Source organism: Phenylobacterium sp., assembly GCF_024508875.1.
Taxonomy (GTDB): Bacteria; Pseudomonadota; Alphaproteobacteria; order Caulobacterales; family Caulobacteraceae; genus Phenylobacterium.
Window position 1 is genome coordinate 1 of record NZ_JANINU010000082.1, and the last position, 8,698, is coordinate 8,698.

Sequence of the window (8,698 nt, forward strand, 5' to 3'; positions counted from 1 at the left end):
CCGTCCTGGTCTCGACCCACTACATGGACGAGGCCGAGCGGTGCCACGAGATCGCCTACATCAGCTACGGCCGGCTCATCGCGCGCGGGACGGCGGCCGAAGTCATCGCCCAGTCCGGCCTGATCACCTTCCACGGCGAAGGGCCGGGAGCCGACAAGCTGGCGCATGAACTGGCCGGCAAGCCCGGCGTCGAGACCGCCGCCGCCTTCGGCGCGGCCATCCACGTCAGCGGAACCGACCGGGCCGCACTGGAGGCCGCCGTGGCGCCCTGGCGCCGCGAGCCCTACCGCTGGACCGAGGTTCCCGCGACGCTGGAGGATGTGTTCATCCAGCTCATGGGCCGCAGCCAGGACAATGTGCAATGAGCAGCCTGTCTTGGCTCCGCGTGCTGGCCGTCCTCGTCAAGGAGTTCAAGCAGCTCACGCGCGACCGCATCACCTACGCCATGATGCTGGCGATCCCGGTCGTGCAGCTCACCCTGTTCGGCTACGCCATCAACACCGAGCCCCGCCACCTGCCCACGGCCGTGCTGATGCAGGAGGACAGCCGCTATGCCCGCTCGATAACCGCGGCGCTGAAGAACTCGCTCTACTTCGACTTCGTGGCCCAGGCCCGCAGCCCCGCCGAACTGGACCGGCTGCTGCGCATCGGCGACGCCCAGTTCGCGGTGACCGTGCCCGGCGACTTCAGCCGGCGCGTGGCCCGCGGCGACAAGGCCCAGATCCTGGTGGAGGCCGACGCGACCGACCCCTCCGCGACCGGCGGGGCCGTCGCCGCCCTGGCCGCCCTGCCCGACCAGGCGCTCGCCCACGACCTCACAGGCGCCCTGGCTCCGCGGATGGGCGCGTCTCCGTTCGAGGTGGTGGTCCACCGCCGCTACAATCCCGAGGCCATCACCGCCTACAACATCGTGCCTGGCCTGCTGGGCATCATCCTGTCGCTGACCCTGGTGATGATGACGGCGCTCAGCGTCACCCGCGAGACCGAGCGCGGCACGATGGAGACGTTGCTCTCCACGCCGCTGGAGCCGCTGGAAGTCATGATCGGCAAGCTGGCGCCCTACGTCATGGTGGGTCTGGTCCAGACGGCGATCATCCTGGTGATGGCGGCGGTGCTGTTCCACGTGCCGATGGGCGGCGGCTGGCTGGGCCTGTCGGCCGGCATCGCCCTCTTCATCACCGGCTCGCTGGCCCTGGGGTTCCTGATCTCGACGGTCGCCCGCTCGCAGCTCCAGGCGATGCAGATGAGCTTCTTCTACATCCTGCCGTCGATCCTGCTGTCGGGCTTCATGTTCCCCTTCCGCGGCATGCCCGCCTGGGCCCAGGCGATCGGCGAGGTGATACCGGTGACCCACTTCCTGCGCGTGGTCCGCGGCTCGCTGCTGAAGTCGCAGGGGATCGGCGACCAGTGGCGCGAGCTCGCCGCCCTCACCGCCTTCGTCCTCGTCGTCACGGCCCTGGCGATGGCGCGCTACCGGCGGACGCTGGACTAGAAGCTGTAGACCAGGCTGGCGCGGGTGGTGGTGTCGGTGTGCTCGCGGCCGGCGGGCGGCTCGGTCTCCACCCGCAGGTCGAACGCCGCCCGGGCCGACAGGTCGCCCCGCAGCTTGGTGGTGAGCGCCGTCGTCGAGGTCAGGGTCGAGCTCACCGTGTCGAGGAACAGCGACGTGTTCTGGGTGAACACCAGGTCCGGACGGAGGGTCCAGGCAAGGTCGCTGCCGAACCGCCCGGCGAAGGCGATCTCGTCGCCTCGGTCGTAGTAGCTGATCTGGCGCAAGGCGGGGCCGGCCTGGACGTTCAGCTTCAGGTCCGGGCGGTCGATCAGCCGGTAGCCGACGCCCACGCTTTCGGCGAAGCGCGCGCGGTAGCCGGCGAACCGGTCGCGCTCGGCGGTCAGCGAGCTGGCCACGAACGCGCGGGCGTTCAGCTTCCACTGGCCGGCATAGCCCGCGAAATAGCGCTCCTTCGACACCGCCCCGCCCGAGCGCTGGTAGTCGCCGGCCAGCTTCACCTCGTGACGCCAGCGCAGGGTCTCCTTGGCGAAGGTCAGGCCCGCCGAGGCGCCCACATCGTCGCTGTTGCCGGTGCTGACGAAGCCGCCCGCCTGGCCCTCCCCCTTCCAGCCGTCGCGGAAGCGCAGGGAGGTGATCCGCGCGATCCGCTCCTCCTCCGCCCGCGAGGTCAGGGCGGCGACCTGGGCGTCGATCTCGGCGAGCGATTCCGGGTGCGTGCGCCGCGCCACCTCGGCGACCGTCGCCAGCGCGCCGGGGGTCTCGGCGGCAGCCTCGATCATGCGCGAGACCTCGGCCGGCAGCGGCGCGGCGGCGGCAACGGCGGGGATCGAAAGGCACAGGAGGGTGATTAGCGGGACGCGCATGCCGGCCTTCGATTCGTTGCGGGATGGCAGGCTACCCAATGTCGCCGGAACGCGGCGGGGTTTGGGCGCCGCGGCATGGACGGGCGTGCGCCTTAGCCCTAGACTTCCTCGTCCCTCAGGCCTTTCGGGACGTTTTCAACCCACATGACCGCTTCCACGCCTCCGGCCGTCGCCGCGGAACTGCGCCGCCTGCTCGCGAACAGCCACGCGCCCTATTCCGGCGTGCACGTGTCGGCGGCGGTGGAGTGCGAGGACGGGGCCGTCCACTACGGCGTCAACGTCGAGAACGCGGCCTATCCCCAGGGTGTCTGCGCCGAAGCCAGCGCGATCTCGGGGGCGATCACCAGCGGGCGCAAGGGCATCCGGCGCGTCTGGGTCGCCTCTTCGCTCCCGGGCTTCATCTGGCCCTGCGGCGGCTGCCGTCAGAAGATCTGGGAGTTTGCCGAGCCGGGCTGCGAGGTGGTCAGCGTGCCCGAGACGGGCGAGGCGCAGAGCCACACGATCGAGGCGCTGCTTCCCCTCGGCTTCCGGCTGGACCGCTAGGGCGGCGATCCGCCGAAGTGGAAGCCGGTTCGGCGAAAAGATCGCACTCAAGATCAAGGCGATAGGGCCTAATCGCCCGCGGGCGTCCTGTCCGCCTTGGCCCACTCCCCGCCCAGGATCAGCATGGCGCCGATCGGCAAGGTGAAGGTGAGGATCCACGGCGTCAGGCCCGGCAGGGACGTGACCGCCCCCGCGCCGATGAGCTGCAGCGTGAACCAGTTGATGGTCACCTCGCCCGTCGCCCAGTTCATCTGCAAGGTGACGCCGCCCACCAGGGCGAACAGCGCCCACGCCCAGCGCCACCTCAGTCCCTCCTGGCGCAGGACCTTCACGACCGCGGCGAGCATCAGCATCAGAGACGCCACGCCGCCCGCCAGGAAGACGTAGTGGATCGGCGTCTTGTCCCTTAGGGTGAAGGTGTTGGCCGTCAGGTCCTGCGCGCTGAGCACGCTCACATGGAAGGCCGCGACGCGCCACGGCTCGCCGGCGGCGGCGCGGCGCAGGCGCGCGTCCACCACGACCTTCCTCGAGGCCACGTCATAGACTTCGCGGGTCTCGACGGTCTCGCCGCCGCCCTCCGAGCTGCTGACGCTCCGGCTCAGCACGTCCGACGCCGTCGGCGGTTCCTTCGGCAGCACGACCGTCAGCCGCAGAAGCTGTATGTCGGCTTGGGCCGTTCGCAGTTCGGGCGCCGCGAGGCTGCGCACCTTGGCGAGGTCGCCCGTGCGGACCGCTTCGTAGAACGCCCGCGCGGTCGGGTCTGGCGCGCGCTTGGCGCACCCGGAACCCGCCAGCGCGACCGCCAGGGCCAGGACCGTCCACAACAGCCTCATCGCGCGCCCCCCTGTTGTTGGGCCGTAGCTAAGCCACTTTTGCGAGCGGAACCTAGAGGCTTCCCCCTTCCGACGATTTCGGCGCCTTGCGCTCCAGCCTGCCCTGCCGCGAGCGGCGGCCTCAGGCCGCCTTCGCGCCGGTGACGTAACGGTCGATCACGCCCTCCAGCACCGCCAGCGGACAGCCGCCCGTGGTCACCACCGCGTCGTCGTAGTCTCGCAGGTCGAAGCGGTCGCCCAGCGTCGCCTTGGCCTTGGCGCGGAGCCGCACGATCTCGTTGTGGCCGGTCTTGTAGGCGCACGCCTGGCCGGGGCTGGCGCAGTAGCGGTCCACCTCGCTGGTGATCGCCGGCAGCGAGCGGCCGGTGGCGCCGACCATCCACTCGATGGCGTGCTCGCGGGTCCAGCGCTTGTCGTGCAGGCCGGTGTCCACCACCAGGCGCGCGGCCCGGAACCGAAGCGCCTGCAGGTAGCCCAGGCGGCCCATGGGGTCGTCGGCGTAGAGGCCGGCCTCGTCGGCCAGTTGCTCGGCGTAGAGCGCCCAGCCCTCGGTGAAGGCGCCGAAGTTCATCAGCGAGGAGATCGTGTGGATTTCGCCTGGGCGCTCGGCCAGGTAGGCGCCCTGCCACGCATGGCCCGGCAGAGCCTCGTGCATGGAGAGGCTGGCCAGGGTGTACTTGGGCCAGTTCGCCGTGTCGCGCAGGTTCACGTAGTAGATGGCCGGGCGCGAACCATCGAGAGCGGCGAAGTTCATATAGCCGAGGCCCGCGCCCGCCTCGATCTCCTTCGGCACCGCGCGCACCTCGACCGGCGCCTTCAGGCCCAGTTTCGAGATCTTCGGCAGCAGCGGCCGGATGGCGGCGATGCGGCCTTCGATATAGGCGATGACCTCGCGCTTGCCCGCCTCGGTGTTGGGATAGAGGAACTTCGGGTCCTTGGTCAGCGCGCCCATGCGCTCTCCAACCGTGCCCTGCGTGTAGCCTTGGCCTTTCAGGATGCCGTCCATCAGGGCGTCGATCTCGGCGCCCTGGTCCAGGCCGGTCTTGTGGACCTCGGCGGGCGTCCGGTCGGTGGTCGTGTTGTACTTCAGGCCCCACCGGTAGTAGTCGCCGCCGTCCTTGAACTTCCAGACCCCGGCGTCGTGGCTGGCCCGCGGCTGCTGCGCCTTCAGCACGGCGATCTGGCGGTCCAGCGCCGGCATGACCTTGTCGCGCACGATGGCGGTGGCGCGGCCCTGCCAGTCGCCCTCGACGCCCTTCGCCTTGGCGCGCTCGACCAGCGAGCCGACCAGCCGGGTCGCGCCCGGCTCGGTGGCGCGCAGCTCGCCGCACTGCTGGAGGGCCGTCGCGAGCAGGAAGTCCGGCAGGATCACGCCCTTGCCGGCCGCGTCCTTGATCCGGTCGCTCTCCTGGTCCAGCGCCGTGCCGAACTGTTCGAGGCGGGCGATGTAGGCCTCGGCGTCGTCCTTCGTCTCGATCAGGTGCTGGGCGTTCAGGAACTCGCCGGTGTTGGCCACCGTGCCGTCCTGCTGGCTGACGACGTAGGGGTTGGCGTAGTCCTTGCCATAGGCGAACCGGCCGCCCTCCGCGCCCACATCCTGGGCGTAGAGCACGCTGTCGTAGGTGGTGATGTCGCGGCCCGAAAGGCTGCTGCGCGGAATGGCGCGCAGCCGCTTGGCCCGGTCCGCGTAGGCTGCGACCTGTTTCGCACGCCCCCCCGACGAGGCGTCGTCCAGGCGGCGCTTCAGGGCCGCGCGGGGGCCCTTGTCCTTGCCGATGCTGCTGGCGGTCTGGGGGCTGTCGGCCAGGATCTCGTCGACGAAGGAATCGAGAAGCTTGGCGAGGCGGGTATCGGTCACGCCCTCTCCCTCGGCGGCGAGGGCGGCGAGCGGAGAGGCGGCGAGCCCGAGGGCGGCTCCGCCCAGGAGCATGTGGCGGCGGGTGGTCATTTTCGAGATTCCCGAAGGGATTGGATTGCGGTGGACCCTAGCGGGCGGACGCGACCGCGCAATTCCTTAAGCGTCGAACGGTGTTGCGCGGCCGCCGGGCGCGACAGTGCCGAATGATGCCGCTAGGGTCGCGCCGTGGCCACAGTCGGCATTCTCTGCGCAACCCCCGAGGAACTGGCCGCCGTGCACGGCCGCCTCCACCTTCCGTCCGAGCCCGAGGCGCGCGGCCCCACCCGGATCTGGACCGGCGCCCACGACGGCGTCCAGGTCGCCCTGGCGCTCTGCGGCATCGGCAAGGTCAACGCGGCCGCCGCCGCGACGCTGCTGCTCAGCGCCTACGGCGCGCAGGCGCTGGTCTTTTCCGGAGTCGCCGGCGGCCTGCACCCCGAGCTGGAGGTGGGCACGGTGCTCCTGGCCGACCGCCTGGCGATCCACGACTACGGCTACGTGACGGACGGCCGTTTCACGCCGACCGAGTCCGGGATCATTCCGATCGGCGCGCCGACCCTGACGGCGCCGGTCCCCGTCGCGCGGCGCGTGGCGGCCGACCTCGACCGGCTGGTCGAGGCCGCGCGGGGGAAACTCGCCCACCCCGTGCGGCGGGGCGCGATCGTAACGGCGGACTACTTCCTCAATTGCGCGGCCACCCGGCGCGACTTGCGCGAGCGCCTCGGGGCCGACGCCATCGACATGGAGTCCGGCGCGGTGGCCCAGGTGGCCGCCGCGTGGGGCGTGCCGCTGTACGTGATCCGCACACTGTCCGACCTCGCGGGCGAGGACAGCCACGTCACCTATCCGCAGATGGTCGAAATGGCGGCGGAGAACTCCGCGGTCTGCGTGCGGGAACTGCTGGCGATCCTGCGCGTACAGGTCTGACACGAGGCCGCGCTTGCCCGACTCTGCCGCCCACCCCACGTTGAGGTCATGAGCCATCGCCCCACGGGCGCGGCGCCGTCCCGACTGGTGGCGGTGCTCGGCCCCACGAACACCGGCAAGACCCACCTGGCGGTGGAGCGCATGCTGGGGCACGCCTCCGGCATGATCGGCCTGCCGCTGCGGCTGCTGGCGCGCGAGATCTACGACCGCATCGTCAAGGCGCGCGGCGCCCGTTGCGTGGCGCTAATCACCGGCGAGGAGAAGATCGTCCCGCCCCGGCCGCAGTATTACGTCTGCACCGTCGAGGCGATGCCGCTGTCGGTCGAGGTCGAGTTCCTGGCGGTCGACGAAATCCAGCTCTGCGCCGACCCCGAGCGCGGCCACGTCTTCACCCACCGGCTGCTCCACGCCCGCGGCAAGCACGAGACCATGCTGCTGGGCGCCGGGACCATGGCGCCGCTCGTGCGCCGCCTGCTGCCGCACGCCGAGATCCAGACCCGCGAGCGCTTCAGCCAACTCACCTACACCGGGCCGAAGAAGCTGACCCGCCTCCCGCGCCGCTCGGCCGTGGTCGCGTTCAGCGCCGAGAACGTCTACGCCATCGCCGAGTTGATCCGCCGCCAGCGCGGGGGCGCCGCCGTGGTGATGGGCAGCCTCAGCCCGCGCACGCGTAACGCCCAGGTCGCGCTCTACCAGTCCGGCGAGGTGGACTTCCTGGTGGCCACCGACGCGATCGGCATGGGCCTCAACATGGACGTCGACCACGTGGCCTTCGCCGGCCTGCGCAAGTTCGACGGCCGCCGCACGCGCTTCCTGCACCCGCAGGAGATCGGCCAGATCGCCGGGCGGGCGGGCCGCTACCAGAAGGACGGCACGTTCGGCGTCACCGGCGAGGCCGAGGAGATGGACCCCGACCTGGTCGAGGCCGTGGAGCACCACAGCTTCGAGCCGGTGGCCGGCGCGGAATGGCGCAATTCGAAGCTGGACTTCTCCGCCCTGCCGACGCTGCTCCGCAGCCTGGCGCAGGTTCCCGACCGCCCGGGCCTGAAGCTGGCGGCGGAAGCGCTGGACGAGACCACCCTGAAGGCCCTTGCCGAGGACGAGCTGGTCCAGCGCCGCGTCAAGGACCGGACCAACCTGATGCGCCTGTGGGACGTCTGCCAGACGCCCGACTTCCGCAAGGTGTCGCGTGACGAGCACGTCGGCTTGGTGAAGGCCTTCTTCCTGCAGCTCACCGAGCGGCGGCGGCGCATCGCCGACGACTGGATCGCCCGGCAATACGAACAGCTCGACCGCGTGGACGGCGAGATCGACACTCTGGCCACGCGCCTGGCCAGCGTCCGCACCCTGGCCTACGTGGCCAACCGGCCGGACTGGCTGGTGGACCCCGCCGAATGGCAGGGCCGCACGCGCGCGCTGGAGGACCGCCTCTCCGACACACTGCACGAGAAGCTGATGGCCCGGTTCGTGGACCGGCGGACCAGCGCGCTGATGCGCGGCCTGCGGGTGCGCGAGGACATGCTGGCGGGCGTCGCGGCCGACGGCGCTGTCACGGTCGAGGGCCACTATGTCGGGCGCCTCTCGGGCGTGGCGTTCGAGCCGGCCCAGGGCGGCACGGTGCTGGAGACCAAGGCCCTGCGCGCCGCCGCCCAGCACGCCGTGGGCCCCGAGATCGGCCGCCGCCTGGGCCAGCTCGCGGCCGCGAGGGATGAGGCGCTGGCGCTGGGTCCTGACGGCGCCGTGCTGTGGGACGGCGTCGCCGTGGGGCTCGTGACGGGCGGCCAGCCCTTCGCGCCCCAGGTGCGGCTGCTGGGCGAGCTGGGACACGACGCCGCGCGGCAGCGGGCGGCGCGACGGCTGGAGGCGTTCGTGGCCGCCGAGGCGGGCCGCCGCCTCGCGCCCCTGCGCAAGCTGGAGGCTGCTGTCGCCGACGGGAAGATCCGCGGCCTGGCCCGCGGCCTCGCCTACCGCCTGATCGAGGCCGGCGGCGTGCTGGACCGCGCCGAGGTCGCCGCCGACACCCGCGCCCTCAGCCAGGTGGAGCGGCGGATGCTGCGCAGCCTGGGGGTGCGCATCGGCGCCTTCTCGCTGTACCTGCCCGGCCTGCTGCGGCCCGAGGCGC

At 71.4% G+C, this 8,698-nt stretch carries 7 protein-coding genes and 1 pseudogene; 5 read left to right on the top strand and 3 right to left on the bottom strand.

Annotated elements, in window-relative coordinates:
• A pseudogene (locus Q0L11_RS07575) lies at positions 1–365 on the top strand (ABC transporter ATP-binding protein); the annotation flags it as partial.
• Positions 362–1,492: an ABC transporter permease gene (locus Q0L11_RS07580; protein ID WP_296596429.1), complete on the top strand. Its 1,131-nt coding sequence runs from the start codon at positions 362–364 to the stop codon at positions 1,490–1,492. The pseudogene Q0L11_RS07575 and the gene Q0L11_RS07580, both read left to right, overlap by 4 nt.
• Here Q0L11_RS07580 and Q0L11_RS07585 read toward each other — a convergent pair.
• Complete coding sequence (locus Q0L11_RS07585) at positions 1,489–2,376, bottom strand: YdiY family protein (RefSeq protein WP_296596430.1); 888 nt, start codon at positions 2,374–2,376, stop codon at positions 1,489–1,491. The two genes, Q0L11_RS07580 and Q0L11_RS07585, sit on opposite strands and share 4 nt — an antisense overlap.
• Before the next feature lie 144 nt (positions 2,377–2,520).
• Here Q0L11_RS07585 and cdd point away from each other — a divergent pair, with 144 nt between their 5' ends.
• Positions 2,521–2,919 carry a cytidine deaminase gene (gene cdd / locus Q0L11_RS07590; RefSeq protein ID WP_296596432.1) on the top strand — a complete coding sequence of 133 codons (399 nt, stop codon included), beginning with the start codon at positions 2,521–2,523 and terminating at the stop codon, positions 2,917–2,919.
• A gap of 68 nt (positions 2,920–2,987) precedes the next feature.
• Here cdd and Q0L11_RS07595 read toward each other — a convergent pair whose 3' ends face one another.
• Positions 2,988–3,752 carry a hypothetical protein gene (locus Q0L11_RS07595; protein ID WP_296596434.1) on the bottom strand — a complete coding sequence of 255 codons (765 nt, stop codon included), beginning with the start codon at positions 3,750–3,752 and terminating at the stop codon, positions 2,988–2,990.
• A 121-nt stretch (positions 3,753–3,873) separates the two neighbouring features.
• The gene (locus tag Q0L11_RS07600; protein ID WP_296596435.1) at positions 3,874–5,700 is read right to left on the bottom strand and encodes a DUF885 family protein; all 1,827 of its coding nucleotides are present in this window, start codon (positions 5,698–5,700) and stop codon (positions 3,874–3,876) included.
• Between the two features lie 135 nt (positions 5,701–5,835).
• Between Q0L11_RS07600 and mtnN the strand changes: the two genes are divergently transcribed.
• Both mtnN and Q0L11_RS07610 read left to right on the top strand, forming a co-directional pair.
• Positions 5,836–6,576 (top strand): 5'-methylthioadenosine/S-adenosylhomocysteine nucleosidase, encoded by a 741-nt coding sequence (gene mtnN, locus Q0L11_RS07605; protein ID WP_296596436.1) that lies wholly within the window; start codon positions 5,836–5,838, stop codon positions 6,574–6,576.
• 48 nt (positions 6,577–6,624) lie between these two features.
• Positions 6,625–8,698 (top strand): helicase-related protein (locus Q0L11_RS07610; protein ID WP_296596437.1); only part of this gene is annotated, 2,074 nt, incomplete at its 3' end.